The 23,454-nt window shown below is 54.5% G+C and carries 24 protein-coding genes; 5 read left to right on the plus strand and 19 right to left on the minus strand.

All coding sequences use genetic code 11. The annotated features are described in order from the left end of the window. Positions 1 to 11 precede the first annotated feature (11 nt). From D7M11_RS15370 to D7M11_RS15420, 11 genes are all read right to left on the minus strand, one after another. Positions 12 to 506 carry an NUDIX domain-containing protein gene (locus tag D7M11_RS15370; protein ID WP_158606636.1) on the minus strand — a complete coding sequence of 165 codons (495 nt, stop codon included), beginning with the start codon at positions 504 to 506 and terminating at the stop codon, positions 12 to 14. A gap of 50 nt (positions 507 to 556) precedes the next feature. Then, positions 557 to 1,210, minus strand: a complete 654-nt coding sequence (locus tag D7M11_RS15375; protein WP_120748127.1) for an ATP-binding protein — start codon at positions 1,208 to 1,210, stop codon at positions 557 to 559. A gap of 83 nt (positions 1,211 to 1,293) precedes the next feature. Further along, positions 1,294 to 1,509 (minus strand): CDGSH iron-sulfur domain-containing protein, encoded by a 216-nt coding sequence (locus D7M11_RS15380; RefSeq protein WP_120748128.1) that lies wholly within the window; start codon positions 1,507 to 1,509, stop codon positions 1,294 to 1,296. A 90-nt stretch (positions 1,510 to 1,599) separates the two neighbouring features. Further along, on the minus strand, positions 1,600 to 2,493 hold the full coding sequence (locus D7M11_RS15385; protein ID WP_120748234.1) for a carbon-nitrogen hydrolase family protein: 894 nt from the start codon (positions 2,491 to 2,493) through the stop codon (positions 1,600 to 1,602). 90 nt (positions 2,494 to 2,583) lie between these two features. Beyond that, the gene (locus D7M11_RS15390) at positions 2,584 to 3,375 is read right to left on the minus strand and encodes a class I SAM-dependent methyltransferase (protein WP_120748129.1); all 792 of its coding nucleotides are present in this window, start codon (positions 3,373 to 3,375) and stop codon (positions 2,584 to 2,586) included. Between the two features lie 184 nt (positions 3,376 to 3,559). Then, positions 3,560 to 4,867, minus strand: coding sequence for an ABC transporter substrate-binding protein (locus D7M11_RS15395; protein WP_158606637.1), 1,308 nt, complete (start codon positions 4,865 to 4,867; stop codon positions 3,560 to 3,562). 283 nt (positions 4,868 to 5,150) lie between these two features. Continuing rightward, positions 5,151 to 5,912 carry a DUF975 family protein gene (locus tag D7M11_RS15400; protein WP_120748131.1) on the minus strand — a complete coding sequence of 254 codons (762 nt, stop codon included), beginning with the start codon at positions 5,910 to 5,912 and terminating at the stop codon, positions 5,151 to 5,153. A gap of 241 nt (positions 5,913 to 6,153) precedes the next feature. Beyond that, positions 6,154 to 7,089 carry a Rossmann-fold NAD(P)-binding domain-containing protein gene (locus D7M11_RS15405; protein WP_240041130.1) on the minus strand — a complete coding sequence of 312 codons (936 nt, stop codon included), beginning with the start codon at positions 7,087 to 7,089 and terminating at the stop codon, positions 6,154 to 6,156. Between the two features lie 223 nt (positions 7,090 to 7,312). Beyond that, a complete protein-coding gene (locus D7M11_RS15410) occupies positions 7,313 to 8,650 on the minus strand; it encodes an ABC transporter substrate-binding protein (protein ID WP_120748133.1) in 1,338 nt (445 codons plus the stop codon). A 605-nt stretch (positions 8,651 to 9,255) separates the two neighbouring features. Then, positions 9,256 to 9,675 (minus strand): VOC family protein, encoded by a 420-nt coding sequence (locus tag D7M11_RS15415; protein WP_120748235.1) that lies wholly within the window; start codon positions 9,673 to 9,675, stop codon positions 9,256 to 9,258. A 93-nt stretch (positions 9,676 to 9,768) separates the two neighbouring features. Further along, positions 9,769 to 10,350: an NAD(P)H-dependent oxidoreductase gene (locus D7M11_RS15420; RefSeq protein WP_120748134.1), complete on the minus strand. Its 582-nt coding sequence runs from the start codon at positions 10,348 to 10,350 to the stop codon at positions 9,769 to 9,771. Between the two features lie 135 nt (positions 10,351 to 10,485). Here D7M11_RS15420 and D7M11_RS15425 point away from each other — a divergent pair, with 135 nt between their 5' ends. Beyond that, complete coding sequence (locus D7M11_RS15425) at positions 10,486 to 11,502, plus strand: AraC family transcriptional regulator (protein ID WP_120748135.1); 1,017 nt, start codon at positions 10,486 to 10,488, stop codon at positions 11,500 to 11,502. Positions 11,503 to 11,515: 13 nt separating this feature from the next. Here D7M11_RS15425 and D7M11_RS15430 read toward each other — a convergent pair whose 3' ends face one another. The 3 genes from D7M11_RS15430 to D7M11_RS15440 all read right to left on the minus strand — a co-directional run bounded on the left by D7M11_RS15430 (position 11,516) and on the right by D7M11_RS15440 (position 14,560). Then, positions 11,516 to 12,250, minus strand: coding sequence for an MOSC domain-containing protein (locus D7M11_RS15430; protein ID WP_240041131.1), 735 nt, complete (start codon positions 12,248 to 12,250; stop codon positions 11,516 to 11,518). Positions 12,251 to 12,432: 182 nt separating this feature from the next. After that, positions 12,433 to 13,551, minus strand: a complete 1,119-nt coding sequence (locus D7M11_RS15435; RefSeq protein ID WP_120748136.1) for a winged helix-turn-helix domain-containing protein — start codon at positions 13,549 to 13,551, stop codon at positions 12,433 to 12,435. 658 nt (positions 13,552 to 14,209) lie between these two features. Then, positions 14,210 to 14,560: an ASCH domain-containing protein gene (locus D7M11_RS15440; protein WP_120748137.1), complete on the minus strand. Its 351-nt coding sequence runs from the start codon at positions 14,558 to 14,560 to the stop codon at positions 14,210 to 14,212. Between the two features lie 115 nt (positions 14,561 to 14,675). Between D7M11_RS15440 and D7M11_RS15445 the strand changes: the two genes are divergently transcribed. Then, complete coding sequence (locus D7M11_RS15445) at positions 14,676 to 15,200, plus strand: GNAT family N-acetyltransferase (RefSeq protein ID WP_120748138.1); 525 nt, start codon at positions 14,676 to 14,678, stop codon at positions 15,198 to 15,200. Positions 15,201 to 15,242: 42 nt separating this feature from the next. Here the strand turns inward: D7M11_RS15445 and D7M11_RS15450 are convergent, their stop codons facing one another. Both D7M11_RS15450 and D7M11_RS15455 read right to left on the minus strand, forming a co-directional pair. Then, a complete protein-coding gene (locus D7M11_RS15450) occupies positions 15,243 to 15,878 on the minus strand; it encodes a phosphatase PAP2 family protein (protein ID WP_120748139.1) in 636 nt (211 codons plus the stop codon). A gap of 260 nt (positions 15,879 to 16,138) precedes the next feature. After that, positions 16,139 to 16,945: an aminoglycoside phosphotransferase family protein gene (locus tag D7M11_RS15455; RefSeq protein ID WP_193556205.1), complete on the minus strand. Its 807-nt coding sequence runs from the start codon at positions 16,943 to 16,945 to the stop codon at positions 16,139 to 16,141. Positions 16,946 to 17,221: 276 nt separating this feature from the next. On the opposite strand from D7M11_RS15455, the gene D7M11_RS15460 reads away from it, so the two are divergent. Together D7M11_RS15460 and D7M11_RS15465 are read left to right on the plus strand one after the other, a co-directional pair. Beyond that, positions 17,222 to 18,310: a phosphotransferase gene (locus tag D7M11_RS15460; protein WP_120748141.1), complete on the plus strand. Its 1,089-nt coding sequence runs from the start codon at positions 17,222 to 17,224 to the stop codon at positions 18,308 to 18,310. A gap of 132 nt (positions 18,311 to 18,442) precedes the next feature. After that, on the plus strand, positions 18,443 to 18,940 hold the full coding sequence (locus tag D7M11_RS15465; protein ID WP_120748142.1) for a DinB family protein: 498 nt from the start codon (positions 18,443 to 18,445) through the stop codon (positions 18,938 to 18,940). A gap of 127 nt (positions 18,941 to 19,067) precedes the next feature. Here D7M11_RS15465 and D7M11_RS15470 read toward each other — a convergent pair whose 3' ends face one another. Both D7M11_RS15470 and D7M11_RS15475 read right to left on the minus strand, forming a co-directional pair. Then, positions 19,068 to 19,682, minus strand: a complete 615-nt coding sequence (locus D7M11_RS15470) for a transglutaminase-like domain-containing protein (RefSeq protein WP_120748143.1) — start codon at positions 19,680 to 19,682, stop codon at positions 19,068 to 19,070. A gap of 304 nt (positions 19,683 to 19,986) precedes the next feature. Next, positions 19,987 to 20,475, minus strand: a complete 489-nt coding sequence (locus tag D7M11_RS15475; RefSeq protein ID WP_120748144.1) for an RrF2 family transcriptional regulator — start codon at positions 20,473 to 20,475, stop codon at positions 19,987 to 19,989. Between the two features lie 210 nt (positions 20,476 to 20,685). Here D7M11_RS15475 and D7M11_RS15480 point away from each other — a divergent pair, with 210 nt between their 5' ends. Continuing rightward, positions 20,686 to 21,906, plus strand: a complete 1,221-nt coding sequence (locus tag D7M11_RS15480; RefSeq protein WP_120748145.1) for an NAD(P)/FAD-dependent oxidoreductase — start codon at positions 20,686 to 20,688, stop codon at positions 21,904 to 21,906. Between the two features lie 479 nt (positions 21,907 to 22,385). Here the strand turns inward: D7M11_RS15480 and D7M11_RS15485 are convergent, their stop codons facing one another. Then, a complete protein-coding gene (locus D7M11_RS15485) occupies positions 22,386 to 23,450 on the minus strand; it encodes a M14 family zinc carboxypeptidase (RefSeq protein WP_120748146.1) in 1,065 nt (354 codons plus the stop codon). Positions 23,451 to 23,454 lie beyond the last annotated feature (4 nt).

Genomic DNA, 23,454 nt, shown 5'->3' on the forward strand with positions numbered 1-23,454 from the left:
GACGCTTGGAGTTACCCCTCTATCCATACCGGCGTCTGAAAGCTCTCGCGATTGGAAATCCATTGCGCTAGTGCGCGCCTCGACGGGGCACCCATAATGAAATTCAGATCATGCTCCGGGTGCTTGTTGTAATCGGTGATCTCGCATAGCGGAATCCAGGCGATTCCCACTTGATGGACATCGGGGACTGGTCCGACCTTTGCTTCGTGCGGGGAAGTGATCGAACACAAAAAACTAAAATCGATTTGATGCACGTCCGGCTCCAGTTCCGGAAACTTCGAATCTCGTTTGGCAATGAACTCATTAATGAAGAGCATTTGTTCAATCTTAACCTCTACACTAACTTCCTCCAATACTTCGCGGATCAATGTATCTTGAATGCTTTCGCCGTGATGCTGACCACCTCCGGGAAGCACGAAAAATTCGCCTTGAACTCCCGTTCTCCTCAGCACAAGAAGCTCCTCGTCTTTTACAATTACCGCTCTTGCCGCCGTTCTGATTCTCACTAGAACTTCCCCTTCTCGTTGGATTTTAGCTGGTAAACACCGACGGTGTATTACCGAAATTCAGAAGCTTTATGGGAGCCGAGCCAATCGACCATGTAATCAAACAATTCGATGGAATACGTATGGTCCCTTCTGCCTGGCGGGATCGTATTCATAATAAGCTCGGCATTCGTTTCTACGGAAACCGATTCTATGAAATGTACGAGATCGGGGACAAAAGCATTTAACGCTCGAAAGTAACTTTTCTGCGGCTCGACGAACTGCAGGTTCATTTCAAATCCTCCGCGCCGTCTCGTCGTATCCTCGACCTTGCGCTTCCTTAACTCCACTTCAGTTGCGGACAGAACATAGTATTTATCGGGGAATCCTATCTGCTGCTGCAGGATTAGCTTGCGGTAATAATGACTCACAAATTCCAGAGATTGACGATCGAACAGCGTAAAATCAAACGCCCAATTGTACCAGAACGGCTGGAACAAATCGATATCGATCACGGCGAAGCGATGGGTAGCCAGATGCTCTTGCGTGATTCTCCATCGGTCTGCCTGGCGCTCAAACCACCATTCGCGGTATTCGGGCACCGGGCGCTGTTTCCACCACGTATTGACCTCGGGGATGTGGAAACCGCCGTAGCTTGCGGCCAACTGGGCCGATGTCGTTGTTTTCCCGACGGCACTTGCACCTTCTATGCTGATTACCGTCATAATCGGCCTCCTTATGTTCTGGTCACGCCAAAAAACAAACCCGGTCTCGAATAGCGATTCCGGGTTTGTTTTTTTGGCGGTCCTTAGTCTTTTTTCGCTCTTGGAGCGCTTTCGAAGCCGATCGTCTTGTGTGTGCCGTCACAGAACGGCTTGTTGCCCGAAGCTCCGCATCGGCATAGCGAAAACGAATCTTTGTGCTCGAACGGATTGCCCTCCGCGTCCACCAACTCAACCGGCCCGGTAATCCGGAGCGATCCGTTGTCGTTCACTTTAATCGTTACTTTGACTGGTTCTGTCATCCGTTTGCCTCCTCTTTCGTTTCGTTACGTACCAGTATATCCTACTCGGACTCAAGCAAAACGACGATCGCTCGCTTGCGGCGTTCTTCATCAGGTTCGTATAAATGGCGCCTCTACGCGTTTGCTCGTGAGCAGCTCATAGGCATTCACTTTTCGGAACGTATTCCCCATCATTTCGCGTTCGCGGTAGTGTCTCAATTCATCTATATCGAATGTCGCTATAAAGATGCCCTCCGTCTTCTCATCCGCCAATATAATCGTATTGTCGACCGATCGGCCGTGGCGATCCCAGGCTATCGGGCTAAAAGCGCAGGAGCAGCCCGCATTGTCGCCGGGCGTGTTTGCCATCGCGATACCAATCATGTTTTCGTACGCTCGGGTAGAGAGCGCCTGCAATCGGATCTTCATGGTCCCGCAATCGTTGGGAACCAGCACGATTTCCGCGCCTTTCAGCATGAGCATTCTGGCGCTCTCGGGATATTCCCTGTCATAGCAAATCATGATGCCAAGCTTTATGCCGTCAAACTCGCACACCTTAAACTCGGTACCGCTCTCCAGCAAACGTTCGGCGGCAAAATCGCAAGTATGGACTTTGCTGTATTTCAGTATGATCTCGCCGTTCCGGTCGATGACGAATGCGGAATTTTGCGGACGTTTTTCCCCTTTGGTAAAACCGGTTATTACGATACCGATGGACAACTCTTTCGCGATTTGCCGGAATTGTTGCAGCGGTACGCTATTCTCGTCTAACGCCGTCTCGTACCATGCCTGGAAATCCGGGTGACGTTCAATCTCGCTGACCGGCAAATCCGATTCGGCAATATCGGGAAAGGCGTAAGCCGTAATCCAGCATTCTGGGAACAGGACGATATCCGCGCCGAGACTTTTCGCTTCATTCACATACCGCAGGCCGATTTCGGTATTCAAGCTCGGGTCGGGGATGCTGCAATTGTACTGCACGATTCCTACCTTTAGCATAGTCATGGACTGCTCCTCCTTTTCAAACTCGAAAGGGCTGTATCCGCCACTTTCCAGAACGATGGCTTCGGCTTGTGCTAATTCGTAAGCCGCCATTCATTTAACCGCATAAATCGATAACCACTGAGGAAGCGCCGCCAGCGGATTATGCTCCCATCGATACAGCCGGTCCAGCTCCTCTTGAGACAAACGCTCCCTATCACCGCTTACTTCGAACCAATATGTATTGTACTCCGCGTACATCTCTTCCACATGCTTCACGATCAAGCCGGAAGAAGCCATTGCGTTCAAAATATCCTGCATTCGCCATGTGTAGGTCGGGATCTCTCCGAAAGGACCTGTTGCGTCGTAAGGTTTTCGTATCGTTAGCTGCTGGGTATTGTCTGTAAAGGGACGGGTAAACGGATGAACATCGTACATAATGATGGCACCGCCGCCAGTAAGAATTCTACGAATGCTTCGGTACATCGCCCGCAGGTCATGAATCCATACATGAACACCGTTAGAGGTGTAAACGAAGTCATAGGCATCGCTCGATATACGGCTGAGCTCCATCGTATCGTCGCATACGAATTCAATGTCCCACCCATGACGCTTCGCTATAGCCGCGCCATGCTCCAGCTGCCGCTCCGAGATGTCGACCGAGGTAACGGAAGCGCCCATCAAATGAAAAGCAAAAACGGCATGATTATCGCCGCTGGACGGCACGCATACTCGCTTCCCCATTAGATCGGGCAAAGCTTTTTTGATCATGGAATAGGTAGTCGGATGGAAAGCCGACTCCGGAGATGAAACGAGCTTGGCCATTCGTTCATCGGAACGATATTTGGCAAAGTCCGTATCGGACCATTCGTTCCAGGCCGCCTTTACCCGGTGTAGAGGCTCCATATCCATTCTCCTTACATATAGGGCTGCATCGCCCTCTTAATCCCATGTTATAACTTTCCAGTCCGGCATTCACGGTATGGTTTGATTATATTCAAATCAGCCCTCCGTTCCCGCGAGATCGCCTAGTAGAACGGGAAAAGACCGCTGCCCCGACAGGAGTAAACGGCCTTAGATTCATCTGCCATCATTTACTTTTAATCACGCTAATCGCCTGATTGGCGTCTTCCTCAATCTTCTGCATCAGTACGTTAACGTCGATCGAACCGCTGCTGTAGTCTTTATAAAATTTATCGATGCTTTTTTGCACCGCGAGGTCCTCGTTCGCGAAGACGACATTCGGTGCCGGCTGCGTAGCAAAGAAGGAGGTGACGTTTTTCCCTTTGATCAGCGGCATTTCGGCGCCCAGCTCCTGCTCGATCTTCTTGTTCGCCAGGGGCGAAGCGCGACCGGTGCGACGGGCGCTTATGAGCTGCACTTCCTCGGACGTCAGCAAATCGACGACGAGCATCGCTTCCTCGGGGTGCTTCGTGCTGTTCGAGATGGTAACCTGGTGCAAATCGACCGGCGGGGCGATGTTCGGCTTTTCCTTGAAGCTCGGATAACCGGCGACGTCCCAGCGCAGCGTCTGATATTTGTCCTGCTTGAGCGTCGGCACGAGGTTGTAGGCGCCGACCATAGCGAGGATGCGCTTGTCGTAAAAGTCCGCGACCGGGCTGCCCCGTTCGTTGCCGGGGATCGTATCGATCGCTTTCATCATCTGGAACACCCGGCTCCATCCGTCCGAGTTGATCGCCGACTTCTTTTTCACTGCGTCGGTGAACGGCAGCGACAACTGGTAGCCGACCCAGTAGCTGTTCAGATACATAAAGCCTTTGTACGCCGTGCCATTGTCCGTCCGGCTAAGCCGTTTCGTCAGCTCGATAATGTCGTCCCAGGATAGGCCGTCCTTCGGATACGCGACGCCAAACTTGTCGAACAGGTCGAGATTGTAGTAAATCGCATTTGTATTCATCGCATACGGCAAACTGTACAGCTTGCCGTCAACCTTGATATTGTCGAGCACCCACGGTTTGAACCGGTTTGTGTCTATTTTCATTTTCGTCAGCATTGGGGTAATGTCAGTCAAAATACCGAGATCGCGATATTGCGTATAGTTGCCGATCCCGTACAACAGGATGTCCGGCACCGACTTCGCCGCCACCAGCTCGTCGATCATCGTGCCTTTCGCGGGCGTGACGTACTCGACCGTAATGTGCGGGTACTTTTTCTTAAGCGGCTCGGCGACCATCATCTGAAAATCTTCCTCGTACAAGTAACCGGCCCCAACCGGCTGCAGCGTCAGCTTGACCGGTTCCGGGTTCGCTTTGGCCGCGGGCCCGTCCTGTTTGTCCGACTGCCCGTTCGTACCCGCCGATTGCCCGCCGGAGCAGCCGGCCGCAAGCACCATCAGGGCCGCGACTGCCGTACATGCCAGCGTATAACTCGTTTTCATTCTCATCACTCCCCTATTCATCATACATAAGCGTAACCGACGGCGTTGTGTCCGTCCGAACGAGAGTATGCATCGATAAGAGCGATAAACGTACAGTTCCTGCTGCTGCCGCATTCCATCCGCTTAGACTGCACATCCATCATAAACCAACAGGCCAGATTCGATCTTTGCCCTATCGGTCCGATGTTTTGCACTTTTTAAACGCTTACATAACAAGGCACAAAGAAACAGAGCTGTCTAGAAAGTCAGTGAAATGACTTCTAGACCGCCCCGAAACCGTTCCTCAGATCAAATTCAACTCTTCCCGGCTGCATATCCCTTCATCAAGCGCCTGCTGACGAAGCACGATATACAGCTCCGCTTTGGTCGCGTTCGTATAAGGCAGAACGAACAGAACACCGACCAGGAGGGCAAGCGTGCCGAGCAGGTACCAGCCGATAAAGCTCAGGTCGAGCACGAACATCTCCCACTTCTGGGCTCTGGTCATCCGGTTGCTCAGCTCTACCGCGCGCTTCGAGCCGATTCCCGGGTTATCTGCCAGGATGTAGGGTACCATGCTGTATGCGTACGATTTGACGATGCCCGGTATGAATAGCAGCAAATACCACAGGAAGTTTAGCAATCTTGTGTAAAACATCCCTTTAACGATAGGTACATATTTCCCTTTGCCGAAAGAATAACCCAAATAATTCAGGTTCACGTCATCCAACGCGGATTGTTTGAAATACTGCATGACGCCGACTTCCAGCGGAAACCTCACCAAGATGGTGAACACAATCGCCGCCAAGAAAATCACAATTCCCACCAGCAAAATGATCGCTATAATGGCTGCTACAATCCCGTTCCATTCGAAGTCGATGCCACCTCCGAAATCGTCCGATGCAAACGGGTTCCAATCGCGGCTGCTTCCGGTGCCCGTATTATAATTACAGCTCGGAAGTCCGCCGCTTACGACCGCCAGCAGCAGGCTGGCCAGAAATGCCTTCCAATAAGACGTCCTCAGAACACCTTTGGCTCTCGTTTTTAACTGTTCGCGTGTCCACACAGCTTATCCTTGTCCCTTCTGTTCCGCGATGTTCATTCCCGACCTATCTGGGACGCCGCATGAGCTCCCGTTTCACCCCTCTTAGCGTGATCCCGATCCATAGGAGCAGTACCGCAATAACGGGAATGCCAAAATAAAGAAGCCAGGCTATCGTGTTCAGCTTCTTCGGCCGAAATCTGGTTCATCGTCGTCCCTCCCCTGTTATAATAGGCGAGCTTCGCGCTTTATGTCCTCCTTCATCTTACTTAATATTTCCATGTTTGTCATGGATTTTTGCGCCAAACAAATGCAGCAGCAAGCTTTTCTGCACATGCATCCTGTTTTCCGCCTGCTCATAGATGATCGAACGCTCGGATTCGACCAGTTCCTCCTCGATCTCGTACCCGGGGTGAATCGGCATGTCGTGCATCAAATACGGACGATATCCGCCCAAGTTGGCACTGTTCACCTGAAACGGCATCATCCGCTCCATTCTCCGAAGCTTCTCCTGCTCGTAATCCGGATTGCGGAAAAACTCCATATCCACCCACGTGTCGGTATAGAGGAAATCGGTCCGTCTGACGGCATCCGCCAAGTCGCTCACCGTCTCCACATGCCCGCTCCGGTACGCCTTGTCCATAAGCGCCTCATCCCAGGAAGCCTCGTTCACGATTGGGGTTACCAGCAGCAGCCGAACACCAAGCGTGATGCAGCCTGCGATGAGCGAATTGGCCACATTATTGTGAACCCCTACGTATGTGACAGTTACACCCTCGAAGCTTCCCGCGACTTCGTAAATGGTCATCAAATCGGCGAGCGCCTGGCAAGGGTGGTATTTGTCGCAGCAGCCGTTAATGACAGGAACGGCGGAATACTCGGCCAATTCCAGCAGATCGGCGTGTTTCTTGAGCCGGGCCATCATGGCATCGCAGTTTCTCGATGCGTAACGAGCCTCGTAGCGGATTGGCGAAATGCTGAAATTGCTGGAATCCCAGTCCATCGCGGCGGCATAACCGCCCATCCGGTGGATGCCCGACTGAAAGGACAAATACGTCCGGGTTGACGTCTTCTGGAACAGCATGAGAAGCCCTTTGCCTTCGCATGCCTTGGCGTAGTTTTCGGGATTCCGTTTGATCGCGATCCCGGTTTGAATGATCGAATACAGCGTCTCCTTGTCGAACTCTTGCAGCGATAACAAATGTGGAGGCAACTTCCTCACCGCTTTCGGATTAATATTCGTAAAGATGAATATATATGCAAAACTAAGCAGTGTCAACCCTCACCAAAAGCCGCAGGCGAATTTGCGTTCGACCTGCGGCTTTTGACTTTGCCGATTGCGGTACTTGCATACACTGCTGCGCCGTTTGTTGCCCGCTTGCCTGTTTACTTTTTAACTGCCTTAATCTACAAGTTCTTCTTCGTTATTTTCCCGCTGCTTTCGCCTCGGCAATTTGTTTATTCGCCTGTTCCGTCGCCTCGCGAGTCGCCGTATTGATATCCTTTTGCTCTTTCAGCACCTTCGTAAAGATGGTGTACAAATTAGTTTGAGTGATCGCCGTATACTTGGAGAACGGCTCATCCGGCACCGGCGCAAATTGCTTCGGCAGCAGCGCGCCGACATTTTTGCCTTTATAAAACGGATTTTCCTGGCCGAACGATTGAACGATGCTTCTGTCCTTCAGAACCGGAAGCAATACGCCCTTCTTGGTGGATATTTCCTGGAATTCCTTCGATGTTAAATAAGCCATCGCTTCAAACGCTTCTTGCTTATGCTTGGAGGTATTGAACATGGAAATAATGAACGGGTAGGACTGGTAGCCTACGCCTGGTTTGTCTTTCATGGAAGGGTAGGAAGTGAAGTCCCATTGGTTTTTCAGTTCCGCGAGCAGGTCCTCTCCCAGCAGCGTACCGCCCGGCTCCAGCATCGCAAGCGTCTGATCCTTCACGAAGGTCGGCACAAAATTCAAATTGCTGGCGCTCAAATCATAGCCGGGAAGCTGAAAATTGCGGAACACATCCGTCAGGTAGTTTTTAAACGTGCTCGTATCAAATGCGACCTTCTCGCCCGTTGAATCAAACAACTTTTGCGAAACCTGGTTCAACCGCATCAAGTGAACATGGGAAAGCATAAAGCCGAGATACTGGACATTGCCGTCGAGCCGCGTCAGCCTTTTGTTCAATTCGTACATCTCATCCCAATTCATGCCGTCCTTCGGATAGGCGACGCCGAATTTATCGAAAATATTTTTGTTGTAATACAGCGTATTAGGAGCCATGTAGATCGGCAGACTGTACAGCTCGTTCTTCGGAGCGAGGCTGCGCACGACGCCTAAAGCCGACGAATCCAGCTGGTTGAGATCGTACTTGTTTTGTGTAATAAGCGGGGTTAAATCAAATTGCCCTTTAAAGGCACCGATTGTCGTCTCAAAGCCAGGTCCCGGCGTACTGATGATCAGGTCGGGAACCGTTCCCGCAACGACCAATTCCTCAAGCTGCTTTCCGCTTTTATAGGTAATGGCGTTAACTTTGATATACGGATATTTTTTCATGATCGGCTCCGCGAAAACCTTTTCATTTTGTTCCTGAGTCCATGTTCCGTTGTAATGGAAAATGGAAATTTCGACAGTCTCTCTCGGTTTCGGCGCTTCGGCTTCTTTCGGACCGCTGCTGTTCGCCCCGCTGTTTGAGTTACCGCCGCACCCCGCCAGCGTTGTAACCGCTATCATACTTGCAAGCCATACACGATACTGCTTGAACATACTGTTGAACCCTCCTGTTATATAGATATATATAATCTCCTATTCTACCTCCCCCAACTGGCCCCCCTTATGACCGTCGGACCCGGTTGCGAATAGTGAATAGAAACGAGATTGCAAGTAATATGGCTGATCGGCGTTGGATGGAGATAAGCAATGCGTTGTCGGTTAAGAAGATTTTCTTTTTTTGAAAATGGCGATCGATCGGGCTTGTCTTGCTTCGAGGAATAACGATTGTCTGACGATGTAATTCAAGGAAAGCGTTATCAAAAAAGGTGATTGTGACAGGAAAGCTTTTATCGGCTTCGGTTGGACGAGGCTGTGAACGATCTTAGCTGAGTTTAGTCCAATGAGGTTTTTGGTAGTATGGTCCGACCAATATTTGGTGCGAAGTGAATGTATGATTTATGGTATGTTATGGTCATACCATATTATTTAATTACTTGCTATGATAAACGTTTCCGCTCCGCTCGTCAATACACATCTGCAAAATTAACCTCCATAAATGTAAAGCTCTTTAATGTTTTATACAAAAAAGAGACCGCCCGTAGGCAGTCTCCCCGTTACCGTTACCGTATCCGAATCGTTCGACCATGTCGGCCCGTTGCTTACTGAGCCGGCTTCACTTCATTCGTAATCATCCACAATACGCCGAACTTGTCTTCGAGCTGTCCGAACAAAGCGCCCCAGAACGCCCGCTCGAGCGGATGGTTCACCTTGCCCCCTTCGGAAAGCTTGGCGAAAGCGGCATGCGCGTCTTCTTCGGTCGGGAATTCGAGGGACAAGTTGAGCGAATTGCCGGGAACGCTCGGCTCCATGACCGAATCGGTGAAGAAGAAAGGCACCCCGGCCGCAACTATGCTCAGGTGCAGCACCTTATCCTTGTGCGCCTCGCTGGCTTCTTCGCCCAATGCCTGCCCTTGCGTCACGACGGATACAATCTCTCCTCCGAGCGCCTGCACGTAAAACTCGGCCTGGGCTCTCGCATCCTCGGATATGATATACGGTGTAAGTTTGGCATTTGCCATCACGATCTCCATCCTCTCTCCATCAACATGGACTTATTGTAGCATGTCCCTGTCGCCGAAGTTTCTTACAGATTGCTATTTTTACTCGCTCTGCTATTTCAGCCGGGCCCCCAGTTTCTGTATGGCGCTGAGCCACTTGGCCCGTTTCTCCGGCGCCGAGGACTTGACCGGACCGATCTCCGTGATGCGGACCGGGTTCACGCCGCAATATTGCAGCGTCGCGCGCTTCATCGCCACATGGCCGGCTCGTTTGTAAACAAACCGGTTATACCAGGCCGGAGCGTCCATCGTCACGATAAGACGGGCGGATTTGCCGCTCAGCAGCTTGTCCCAGCGCAGCGAATTCTTGCGATACTTGTAGGCGAAGCCGGGCAGAAATACCCGGTCGATGAAGCCTTTGAGCAGCGCCGGCATCGTCCCCCACCACATCGGGTACACGAATACGAGGTGGTCCGCCCAGCGGATCGTCTCCTGCGCCATCTGAAGGTCATCCTCCAGTTCCATCCGTTTCCGGTATCCGTATTTCAAATTCGGGTCAAAGGTCATCCCGCTCAAACTCAGCACTCGCACATCCGCCCCGCTCCCCCCAGCCCCTTTCGCGTATGCGGCCGATAAAGCGCTGCAAAAGCTGTCCGCATGGGGATGCCCGTTAATAACCGCCACCTTCGGCTTCATTGCCGTTCCTCCCGTTGTGCTTTTTCGTGGTACAATTAAGCCATTGCCATAAGCATAACGATTCGGGAACGGGACGGAAATGAGGATACGCGCCAAAATGGTGCGAAAAGATGCAGATGAGGGAGGGGAGCGTTCATGAGCGGAAACGACGTTCCGGTTTCCATGTTGCTGCCCGTATGGAAGACGCTGGTGCTCCGGGGATACGATGTCTCCACCTTTTGCCGGTACGCGTCTATCGATCCGGAACTGCCGCATGACGCGGAAGCTCGCATCGAGACCGCCATGCTGGAGCGGGCGATGGAGGCGGCGGCCGCTTTTACCGGCGATGCTGCGTTCGGCTTGCATCAGGGAAAAAGCGCGGAGCTGGCGGACTTCGGCATACTGGGATATGCGATGATGCACTCGGGCACTATCCGTGACGCGCTGGAGGCGTACCGGCGGTACAATGTCATCGTGTGCAGCGAGTACCTGTTCGAATGGGACATTCAAGGGGAGGACGCCTGGATTATGCTGCGGATGCGGGGGCCTGCGCGGCCTTCGTCCCGGCATTGCGCCGAGGAAGCGATGAGCTCGCTGTATCATGTGATGCTGAAGCTGAGCTGCCGGCCTGTTCCGGTCAAGAACATCCGTTTCGCCCACCCCGCTTTGCCCGGCGCCTTATCTGAGCACAAGGAGGTATGGGGGATCGAGCCGCAGTTCGGCTGCGACAGCACCGCCATTCGTATCGGACGGGAAGTGCTCGAGTACTCCGTCGTATGGTCGGATGCCCGGCTGCGGGCCGTTTTCGAAAGTATGGCGGAGGAAGCCCGCGCGAAGCTCGTTCAAGGCCAGCCGTTCTCGGACAAGCTGTACGAATGGATGCTCCGCAGCATGCCTTCGTTTCTCCCCTCGCTGCACGAGGCGGCCGGGGCGTTCCGGATGAGCGCGAGAACGCTGCAGGCGAAGCTGAGCCGGGAAGGAACCTCATTCAACCGGCTCGTGGGCCGGGTGCGCCAGGAGCTGGCCGCCCTGTACCTCAGCAAGCCGGAGTACACCGTCGGCGAGATCGCCTATCTGCTGCATTATTCGGAGCCAAGCGCCTTCCAGAACGCCTTCAAAAAATGGACCGGCCTGTCGCCGGGGCAGTACCGGACCGAAGCGGCCCATTCATGAGCGGCGTTATTCGCTACCCGAACCTGTATACGGGGTCGCCGAGCCGGACCTGACCCGTCTTGACGACGGAGGCGTACACGCCGAAGTTCAGCTCCATTTTCTCATTTACGGTTCGCAAAATGCCGGGATCGCGCTTCAGGCTGTCCGGTTCGATCGTAATCATCGAGCAGCGCTCGCAAGGCATATCGACTGACAGCTCCGCCTCGCCTATGGCAAGCCGCCGCCCGATCCACTCCTGCTCCCCGTCCGCATCATCCGTCAGCGTTACGACGAAATTCGCCCGGAACCGGCGCGGGTCTACGCGCTGCCCCCACATTTGCTCGAGCTGGCGCAGCGACCTGTCCGTGACGATCAGGATGCTGCCCGAATCGACGGCCATCTGGCCGTCATTTTCCGGAATGGACGTCCGGTCCGGGTCATAATGCAGCATCGAGAGGCGGACTCTGGCATGAGGCTGCAGCTCATCCCGCAGACCTTCCTCCCAGCCCCATACGCGGCCATCCGGCGACGTTACGTGTAATTGCGCGCTCTCCCCGGTCAGCTTCGCCTTGTAGCCAAGCATGGCCGGAATTTGTCTGGCCGTCACATAGCGGTCCCAGCCTTCCTTCGACTCGTCGATGAAAGCGAAGCTGCGGTCTCCGTACAACCCGTATGATGTGACGCTGCACGCCTCCAGGCTTTCGCCGGCGAACGACTTGACGGGGTACCGATTCATTTGGCTAATGACGCCTGCCTGCCGTTTATTCAATAGGACTCCTCCATCCAAAACGATCCTGACGTTGCAAAAATAAAAAAAGGCGGCCGCAGAAGTTATCCCTGGCCGCCTGCGGACTAATCGTTCCGCTCGGCTGGCTATGCGGCCGCTATTTACATATAGGTTCGGCAAAATCAGCCGGTTTCCTTCCCGGACTGCGGACGGCGAATCAGGCGTTACCGGACGCTGATGCGCAGTCCCGGATGAGACGCCTCCAGCTCGGCTGCGCGAGCTGCAAGAATATCCGCGTCGAAGCCGCCGTGGAACAGCTCCGGATCGGGCTGGAACGTGATGCTTGTGCCCGTTTCGTTCGTTTCACCGATGCTCAGAAGGCCGGATTGCGGGATGCCGTACCGGTACTCCTGGCGGAAAATGCCGCCGTCCCGGCGCACTTCCACGCCGAGTCTGCGGGAAAGCGCATTGACAACGGCGATGCTGATCCCTTTGGCCGCTCCGGGAGCGAGGAACGTTTTGCCGCCTTGACCGGCCAGCCGCTCCAGCTCCGTCAGCACCGACTGTACAGCCGGCTTGCCGGTCTGCGGCAGAAGCCGCACCGGTATGCCCCGCCCGTTGTCCGTTACCGTCGCGCTGCCATCGTCGTGCACGTAGATGCGTACCTCGCTGCAATAGCCCGCTTCGTGCTCCAGCACCGAATTGTCCACAACCGCCAATAGCAGTTGATGAATATCGTGACCGCCTTGAGCCGCGGCGCCCAAATAGGCGTGCGCCTCGCCGCGGGCTTCCGTCATATCGATGAAGTTGCTCGTCTCGATCAGATCCGAAACCGCCGCAAGCAGCAGCAGCAGTTGAAAGCGGCGGTGGGACGGAATCGTATACCGCCCTCCCCGTTCCTCCTGAACGAGCAGATCCGCACCCGTCAGCGCCTTCAAATGGTGATACAGCTGACCGGTCGTTCCCATCCCCAGCTTCTCCACCAGCTCCACCCCGGTGAGCGGCTCCTCCCATACCGCGAGCAGCAGGTCAAGCCGCTGCTTATGTCCGATCGCCGCAAGCACCTTGGCTGCTTTCTCGCCGTGAATGCCGAGCAGTTCGTCCACCTTCCGCTCCTGCGCATCGAATCGGACTGTCTGCCCTCCGGCCGGGTAATGGCCGGAGAAGTATACGACACCCCTGTCCGTTACTTCGCCGGACAGCTCCGTCTCCGCAGCCGGACGTTCCCTTCCTCCCGCCGCAAGCGGCATCCGCTGCGCGTCCGCCAAACTCCGTACCGCCCGCTCGAGCTCCTCCATTTGCTTCTTGAGCATATCCAGCTCCGCACCGTAATCCCGATTCATAAGTACGCGATCACTCCTGTCGTTTGATCCAACATCATAATTATTAAATTACGTAATTACGTGTTTACATAAATTATATCGTACTTTACGCTGTATGTGAATAGGTTTAGCACGATTTTGGAAAAAAAACGTCTTTTTGTACTTGGATCCCGGATGACCGCGGCTTAGCGGCAGTTTTATTGATGTGAAGTCAGTCGCATTTGGCTCATCTATATAACCCATGAAAAGTACGACCTGCCTTACCAGCAGTGGCATTGAGGAGAGTCTGGCGTCTGAAGATAACGGAACCAAAACTTCCGCTAAACGCTGCATTCCCCGGAATATCCCCCTATAATGGAACAAGAAGTTCCGCTATATCCTCGGGAAGAGCCGGGTTCGCACCTTTTTCCCGGTTTAACGGAACAGGAACTTCCGTTAACAATCGTTTTCACCCCACCCCCTGTACAATAACGGAACAAATACTTCCGTTGTATAACTGGCCGGAGGAAGGCTGATCCCTACAGGCACGAGGGAAGCTCCTTCTTCGTATGACCTTAGCGGCATTGTGGAACACCAAAAAAACCGTTCGCGGCCAGCTTTGCGCTGAATCAACGACGGCACGGTTCGGGGACGATGCAGCTTTATTGTCAAAATCACCAACCCGCTAAGCAGCGGCTAGTTACGGCTCGCGCCCAAGCTTGACCCAAATGACGGCGCCGCTCGGATGTTTGTAGGGCCGGGGCTCGGGCCAGCGCACCGGATCGCGCAGCACCCAGGCGTGCGTATTTGTATACGGAAGCGTCTGACACTTGTGCGGGGGAACGTGGTGCAATTCTCCGCTCTCGCGGTACGTGTCCAGATCCAGCTTCAGGCTGTCCACAAGCTGCACCGTGCCCAGAATCAATCCGCTCCCGCTGCGGATAAGAGCAATCTCCCCGCGAATGGACGTGTTCGATCCGCGTATTTCCCAGCTCTTGTGCCCGTCCAGAATCAAGTCGATCCAAGGCTCCCGGATCAGTAAACCGTTCATATAATACTCCTCCTTATCGGCTATAACGATAGTTTCCCTACCGCAACGAGCCGTACCATAGTTTAATAAACTTATGAAGTCAGCGGAAACAACAATTCGAGAGGGGGCAAATGGTATGAATGAGCAAGCGGTTATTCGGCCTATGACGAGCTCCGACGTGAAGCTCGTATACGAGGCGCTGGAACGAGAGCAAATAAGCAAGCCAAGAGCCTATGTAGAGCGATGCGGTGAAGAAAACGAAGCGGGAGCGCGCGTTACGCTGCTTGCTTTGTACAAGGGACGGTTTGCCGGCTGGCTTCATTTGCTGCCGGTCTCGAAATACCCGCCGTTCGCCGCTGAGGGCATCCCCGAAATCAACAACTTTGACGTGGTCCCGTCGCTGCGGCGGATCGGGATCGGTAGCGCGCTTATGGATGCGGTGGAGAAGCTTGCCTTCGGGCGCGGCGATATCGTCGGGATCGGCGTAGGCTTGTACGCGAGCTATGGAAGCGCCCAGCGTATGTATGCGAGGCGAGGCTATATCCCCGACGGCAAAGGCGTGATGTATGCCAACACGCCTGTCGTGCCTGGTGAAGCCGTTCGAGTCGATGACGAGTTGGTGCTGTACATGACAAAAAGAAAGCAAGCGGACAAGGACTGACCGGTTCGTCAGGTCCTTCTATTCGCTTGCCTTCTCTTCTCCTTACGCAGATGCGGATACGGCCGATTTTTTCGAAATCGGTACAAGCAGATTCATCACAAATGCCAAAAACTCCACCAGCAAGATCGCTCCGGCAATGTCGAGCACGACATGCTGCTTGACGAACACCGTCGATACGATAATCGACCAGCTGATCAGCCGGATGGCCCAACGCATCAGGGATTTCATCGGGATGTGCCGCAGCGCGGCGATCAGGATCAAGTAAGTGCTCAGCACGTGAATGCTCGGGAAACAGTTGTAAGGCCTATCGTTGTCGTATACAAAATTAACGAACCCATGCAGCGGCACCTGGTTTGTGATTTCGGGCCGAACGACTACCGTTTGGAAAAAGTAATAAGTGATATAACAGGCCACAAGTCCGGTGCACAGCAAAAAGAGCGTGCGGTAGTAAACCGTCCGGTTTTTGACGAACAAATAGACAAACATGCCGAGAATGAATGGATACCAGATCAAGTACGGAATAACGAAATACGAAATAAACGGAGTATGCACGTCAACGACGGTCATCAGACTGCGGACTCGCGGTCCTTCGCGATTCAGAATGCCGTAAAATACGTTCAATATTGGAATGGATAACAACCACAGCAGCGGCACATAATAGGAAAGCTTGGCTTTCATTGTAAACGAACCCCTTTTCGTCTCCCGTCTTCATCTCTTTCACATATCTATACAACGATGATTGTACCGATTGGTTGCAGCTTTTGTAAAATATTATTTATTGCCATCGTCCAAAATGGCTCATCTTCAGCATATGCAGATGGGCTTCACAGCGTAAAAAACGGCCGACGAGACGATTCCCCCTTACAAGCCAGACGAAAAAACGCAGCTCTTCCGGCAGGAAAGAGTCTGCGTTTTCTTCCGACAGGACGGCAGGGCCGCTACAACATCGTTTCGAACAAAAGCGCAGTTTGCACCGTCTCCTCGCAACCCGGCGTATTATCCTCAATATCCCACCAGGCCGACAGCATCGTATGGCAGAACGCCCACGCCACAACCCGCTCGCGGTTTAAGCCGAGCTCGGCTGTGAACTGGTCGATCCGCCTGGTCAGTATGTCCACACGGCCGTGTTCCGGCAAGTGGTTCAGCAAAAACTGGATGACGCCGTATTCGGCCTCGCCGATGAGCCCTTTCGGGTCGATGGCGAGCCACAGCTCCCGCTCCGCCTGCAAAATATTCCCGTGGTGCAGGTCGCCGTGAAGCAGCAGCGGGCGCATGATCGTCCGGTTCAGCTCCGCAAACAACTTCTCCGCGCGACCAACAGCCCGCTCTGGCAGCGGTCCGGTGCTTCCGCCAAAATGGGCGCGAAGCTTCGCCAGCCCTTGCGCCCAATCCTGCGTCGACGGAAACGAACCGCCCTCCGGTACGGGACGGACGATTCGGCGCATGACGCCCGCCGCAATCCGCACCGCTTCCTCGTCATCCTTGATGCTGTGCAGCGTCTTCCCCGGCTTCAACCTCTCGAGCAGCAGCGCTCCCCGCTCCAGATCGGCATCCAGCAGCCGTACCGCCCCTTCTCCCGCATACGTACGAAGCGTGAGCGCTTCGGAGGCCATTTCTTTACCGGGCACCCCAAGCTTCAGTGCCGCCTCGGTGCCGTCCGCACAAACAACCGGGGCTACGAAATGATAGGATGGCGGATACGGCTCCAGCACGCGAAGCTGCCATTTCTGTTCGCAAAACCGCACCAATTCGGCAAAGCCGTCTATCCATGTCCGTCCCCGATCACCGTGAACGCCGACGATCGTTTGTTTCAGCGGCTCCGTGAGTAGCGTTTCGATGCGTCTCTCCCCCTCATGTGTCTCCCATGCTTGACCCGCATTCCGTCATCTCTGGTGAACCTAATGGAGATTTCTGTATAATTGTACACTTGCCCTATGAAAAATTCAAAGTTGAACAAGAAAAGAGGCTCCTGCCTGTATTCGCCTTCTTTCCGCGCAGATAAGGAGTCTTGACGAATAGGCTTGACGGGGAATATCGCGGGATCGAGAAGGGTTACGCCTGCTTCCGTAGAAGTGTTTGTCTACCATGAACCGGAAACGAGGGATGACGGCATGCACGCCCATTTAGCCGAAGAGACAGTATTGGAGGACTTGCTGGAGCGGTGCCGAAGCTTATTCGGTCTAGACGTCCGGCAGGCAGAGCCGATCCGCCGCGGGTGGCTCCATTTGAAGTGGAAGCTAGATACGTCATCCGGTCCTTTTTTGCTCAAAATGTACAACCCGGAGCGGCTGCGCAAACATAACCATACCGATCTGCTTCAAGCTCTATCGCTGCAAAACCGGCTGCAAACGGCCGGACTGCCCTGCCCGGAGCTGCTTGCCGCAGGGGACGATATGATTCATACGTCGAGCGGCGGGGAGAAGTTTATCGTCATGTCGTTTTGCGAAGGCTCGCTCGTGACCCCGGGGCAAGGCAGCTCGGACCAGCTCTACGATCTGGGCCGCGTCACAGGGAGGATGCACCGCTTGCTTGACGTTTACGCGCCGTCTGCCGCCGGAGCGGAATCCGTTCCCCAGTTCATCCCTCCCGGCCGCGAGGAACGGCTTGCCTATTGGAGCGACCTCCTGCGGCAAGTGCAGCAGAGCGGCTCGGCCGAATCGATCCCGTTCATTGTAAGGCAGATCGAAACGAGCCGGATGATCGACCTGGGGCCGCTGAGCGCCTGCGAGAGGGGATACGCCCACCGCGATTTGTGGGCGGACAATTTGCTGTTCGGGGCGGACCGGGTAGGCGCCGTGCTCGATTTCGACCGGATGAAATCGGACTATCCCGAGCTGGACATCTCCCGGGCGCTGATGTCGCTTGCCCTGGACGAGAACGGTCTGGACCCGGATCGCGCCGCCGCGTTTCTGGAGGGCTACCGCAACGAGCGGCACTATCCCCGCGGAGCGCTGGTCCGTTCGCTGCGCATGAGCGGCTGGATGGAGAGCGTTTGGTGGATTCGCGGCGGCCCGCCTCCGGACGACGGACCTTCCGCCCGGTTTGCCGCAGAGGTGGACTGGCTGGCCGTACACGACCGTGAGCTGTCCGACCGGTTTGGGCATTTGTAGGGCAAGCTGCAGCAGCGTGGAGCTACTTTCGGCCAGCCGAAAAATAGCATTTTCCCCTGACTGATGTTGTCAGGAATAGGCAATTATAATAAAGTTGTAGAAGAATGAACTATTTAAGAGGAGGCAAATGACATGTTATATACCAGCGTTCAAAGCTTTATCGAAGATTACCGCAACGAGGCGGCAGGCACGCAAAAACTGCTGGACGCCCTGACCGACGCTTCGCTTGCGCAAGAGATCGCTCCCGGCTACCGCACGCTCGGCTTTCTGGCGTGGCATCTCGTTACCGCCGGCGGCATGCTGCTGCAAACCGGCCTGAAATTTGCCCCTCCTTCTGAGGACAGCAACCCGAATACCGCCGCCGGCATCGCGCAAGGATACCGGGACAGCGTGGAGGCGGTGATCGACGCGGTTCAATCGCAATTTACGGATGAAACGCTGCAGCAAACGGCCAATATGTTCGGCAGCGAATGGAAAATCGGTCTGGCGCTCGGCGCGTTCATCAACCACGAAATTCACCACCGCGGTCAGCTTACGATTTTGATGCGTCAAGCCGGCGTTCCGGTGGCCGGGGTTTACGGTCCTTCCAAGGACGAATGGGCGGCAATGGGAGTACCGGCTCCCAACTAAAATTAGAATGGTAAAAGTGCAAAGCGCGTCCTCTCATTCGGGAGGGCGCGTTTGTCGTTTAGATTTTTGATTCGCTAAGACCAAATTACTCTCATTCATGGTTAATCGCATTTACCTTCCGCTACCTTTACAGTTCATCCGGCAAACGATTCAAATACATAACGAGACAGTCCGTATTCACGCGAAGAACATCCATCGTTTTCGAGTTCGGATTCGCATAGATTGCGGGATAATCGACTTCTCCAAGGTGAGGACGCACCGGAAACGCAAGCTTTTCCTCCGCCAGCGAAAATTCGGCCGACACGCCGGGTTTATTGCCCCGCGCATCGATCCGGACCCATTTTCCCGCGCTCGCCACATAGACGGCGTTTAAGGCATGCAAGCAGTACCCGGTATCCGGCGTATCCCCGAGCGTCAGCCGCTGGTAGCAAAAGCCCGTCGGGATGCCCCCGGCTCTAAGCAAGGCGGCCAGCAAGTTCGACTTCGCATAACAGATGCCTTCTACGCCGAGCAGCACTTCCGATGCCGATCGGGTTACTTTCCGGCTCTGAATATCCCAGGAATGCGAGATGCAATCCCGTACAAATGTGTACGCCGCCCGAATCGTATCGACATCCGTCCCCGCCCTCTCGTACAGGCGCTCAGCTTCCCGCCGAATCGCCGGATGGCTGTAGTCGACCTCCGGTGTTTCCTGCAAATATGCGTCCACGTCCAAGCATTCGGGGACGAGCGATAGCTGCATCGCCTTCACCTCTTTTTGTTTTGTCTTGTAGTGAATAATTATGCATCAATACTAATTATTTTTCAATAAAAACGGACTTGATGCCGGACGCAAGAAAAACAAGAGTCTTACGGGCATCTTATACCAGCTCGATTTGGCGATTACTCAGGGATAGCAGTCTTTCGAGACTCGTATTTGTGCCAACATCGTTCTTCATAGCTGATGCGGCGGGAATAAGAGTCTGGAAAACACTCTATTTTTAAAAAAAGCTGCTTCTCAACCAAATAAGAAGCCCAAAAGACTGCTAAATGCAGCAGCCTTTTCGTCACGCTTCGGGTTCGCCGAGCTTGGCCAGCTCCGCCAGATGCCTGCCGATTTCCTCGGGCGTAAACCTGCTTGCGACCGCCGCCGCGATCGCAGACATTTTCGTTCCGCGCATATGCTCGAACATTTTCTGCTCGGCCTCCCACATCGCCGCGTGAATTTCGCACATGCCCGGCGACGGCTGGTAGCCGAGCGACAAGGCGCGGACGTTCGAGCATTGAAACATATGCTCGCGGCCGTTGATGGCGAGATAAACGTCGAAGAAGCTGATGTCGTCCGGCGCTTTGGCCAGACTAATCCCGCCCTTACTTCCGACACTGGAGGTTACAATCCCTGCTTTAGCGAGCTGGGTAAAAATTTTCGCGAGATACGTCGTCGAAATGCCGAGCTGCCGCGACAGCTGCTTGAGCGAAACGCTTTTGCGGGCGGGCAGGGCGGATAAGAGCAGCGCACCGTGAAGGGCATATTCGAGAGCCAAAGAATTTTTCATATCCAATCCTTTCACAAGTCGTCGAAGTTTAGGGTTGACAAACGTAGTGGAATTGATACAATTGCGATAGATGTTATCTTAATTACTTTACCACAACACGCGATCATTTGCGATAGCCGGGACGACAGCTGAAGCAGTCTCGGTTTTTATTACACACGAACAACGACAATATCTATCGTAATTATCGCAAAAAAAAAGGAGCGGACAAACATGGACAAAAAGAACATTGTAATCGTCGGCGGAGGTTATGCAGGCTTGCATGCCGTCAACCATATCCGGAAGCAGCTTCCCGGCGAGGAGGCGGACGGCTATCGAATTCTGCTGATCGACAAGGAGTCGTACCATTTCCGCAAGGTGCTTCTGTTCAAAGCCGCCGTGACAGACCGCAGTCACCTTAAAGTCCCCTTCTCCATGCTCCTGAAGAAAGGAATCGAGTTTGTCCAAGCTGGGTTGAATGCGATCGATCCTCACGCCCGGACCATAAATGTAACTTATCCGGACGGAAGCGGCGGCAGCATTCCCTACGAACGGCTGGTGCTCGCGCTCGGCAGTGTCATTAACCGCGTCCCGGAGGAAATGGGCGGCATTTCGCTATCCGATCCGGCAAACGCCGAGCAGGTGCGCCAGCAAATTCTGCATCACCTTCAGCTCGCCCGCACGGAAACGCGCCCTGACGTTCAGCGCGAGCTTCTAAGCGCAGCCGTGGTTGGCGCCGGCATTACGGGAATCGAGACGGCAGCCGAGCTTGGCTTCTGGATGAAAGCGGAAGCGGAGAAGGCAGGGCTCGATCCGAGGCTGGTGGAGGTCAAGCTGATCAACAACCGGCCGCGGCTGTTCGAAGCAGGTTCGGTCCGCACGGGCGAACAGCTCGAAGCGATGCTGCGGGAGCGGGGGGTGAACGTCTATCACGGCATCAAAGCCCGTCACTTCGCGGACGGCAGGCTGCAGCTGGATAACGGCTCCGCCCTCCCAGCCGCAGTGTGCGTCTGGACGCTCGGCCTGAAGCCGAATCCGCTGCTTGGACGGCTGGGTTTACCGCTGGAGCCGAACGGAAAGCTGAGCGTCGACCCCTGGTACCGCGTACAAGGCCATCCCCGCATCTACGCAATCGGCGACTGCGCCAACATCGTCGATCCGGTTACGGGTAAGACGGACGGCATGACCTGCAAGGAAGCCGTTCCGCAAGCCAAGCGGCTCGGGCAGATCGTGAAGGCCGAGCTTCAAGGCAAGACCGGACCGCAGCACAAACCGTTCGGGATCCCGCTGTACTGCATCGGCCTCGGTCCGGGCAACGGCTTTGTTTGGGCGCGCGGATGGGGCCGGGATATCGTGCTGAAGCGCTCGCTGGGCTGGAAATTCCGCGTAATGGCATGGAATTCGGCCAGCTTTATCGACGGCAAAGTACAGAAGCGGCTGCAAGCCGAGCAATAACACATCGCGCCAAGCCGCACCCGCAGCAGCTCTTACGCTACGCGGGCGCGGCTTCTTCTGTGTACCACGACTGCTGATTGCGATACATCTCGGCATAGATACCGCCCTTGCCCAGCAGCTCGCGATGCGTGCCTTCCTCGGCCAAAAAAAGTCCCAACCGTATAACGGACAACCTGCTGCGATGGAATAAGAGTCTTTCGGGCGCGCTATATCCGTTTGATTTGGTATTCGCTTAAGGGATAGCGGCCTTCCGGGGCTCTTATTTTGTGCCGAAACCGCTCTTCCTTGCTATTATCGCGGAAATAAGAGTCCCAAGAGCGCTTTATTTCTCCAACTTACTGTTATCGAGAAAATTAAGAGTCTCGAAAGACCGTTATATCGAACACCGCTTAAACAATTTCGTTAAGTTCGTCGCAAGGCTCGGACTTTCCTACCGGGCCGCTAACGCAAAAAGAGGCTGCCCAAGGCAACCCCTTCTGTCAGGTACTAGCACCATTCGCGTATATCGGGCATTCGCCGTCCTCCATAAACCGGAGCAGCTCTTCGAACAAAATGTAGTGTCCTTCCAACATATCCTCGTAGCTGTACCTCACCCCGGGAGCGTCCAGCGCCATGTTCGACTCGAATGTCATCGACAGCCCGCCGCTTGCATGATGTAGCGCCGAAGTAAGATTGAACGAAGGCGGAAAGCCGTGCTGCTCATCGGTCCCTCTGCCGTGCAACGGCCGAAATGGGATTCCCTTCGCCTGATACCCGGCATGGACCCGGTCGACCAATCGATTCAGCTTATCCGCGACGGAAGGCGGAACATACTGTGTTGGCAAAATATGATTCACCGAATTGGAGCCGCCATGGAGAAGCACCGTGGCATCAGCCGATTCACGGTCGATCAGCTCCATGAGTCCCCTCGTCTCTTTCGCCATAGGCGCAAAGAAGTTGTCATGCATCAGATTGATGCCATCGTCGTTAAAATAACCTCCGAGATGCGCCGCCGCGCCGTCGATCGGATGAACGGCCTTACAGCCCGGCCAGCCGCACAACGTGCCGTCCTTCCACGTACCCTGAACGTAGTATCGCATTTCCGCCAAAGGCATCCCTACGAGCGTATCAAACGGAATGCGCGCCCGGCCGTCGGAGTTCATGCACGGGATAAGCACTAGCCGGAACCGCTCCGCGCAGTCGTGCAAAAATCGATCCGCTCTCCCGCCGTAATCGGCGCCCGTTTCAAGCGTGCGAATCAGGTTGAGGACGGCGGCTACTCCTTCCAGCTCGCCTCCGTGAATGCCTCCAACGATCGCGATCACTGGCTTCGTCGCTTTCGTTTTATGTGCATACGCCGTCAGATCCCCGGCGCCGCAAGCCGAATTGTAGTTGGCCTTCCTGCCGAAATCCTGCTTGTCCCCGTAATAGACGGCATAAATGTCCCGGCCGCCCGCAGAACGGGCGAATACGTCCGCCTGCCCCCGTTTCACGCTGGAAACCGTTTGTTCGATATGCTCCAGACTGCTTCTCCAATATGCCGGTACCGCTTGCGATTCACCCATTCTT

Origin of the sequence: Paenibacillus ginsengarvi, from assembly GCF_003626695.1 — a bacterium.
GTDB lineage: Bacteria > Bacillota > Bacilli > Paenibacillales > NBRC-103111 > Paenibacillus_AB > Paenibacillus_AB ginsengarvi.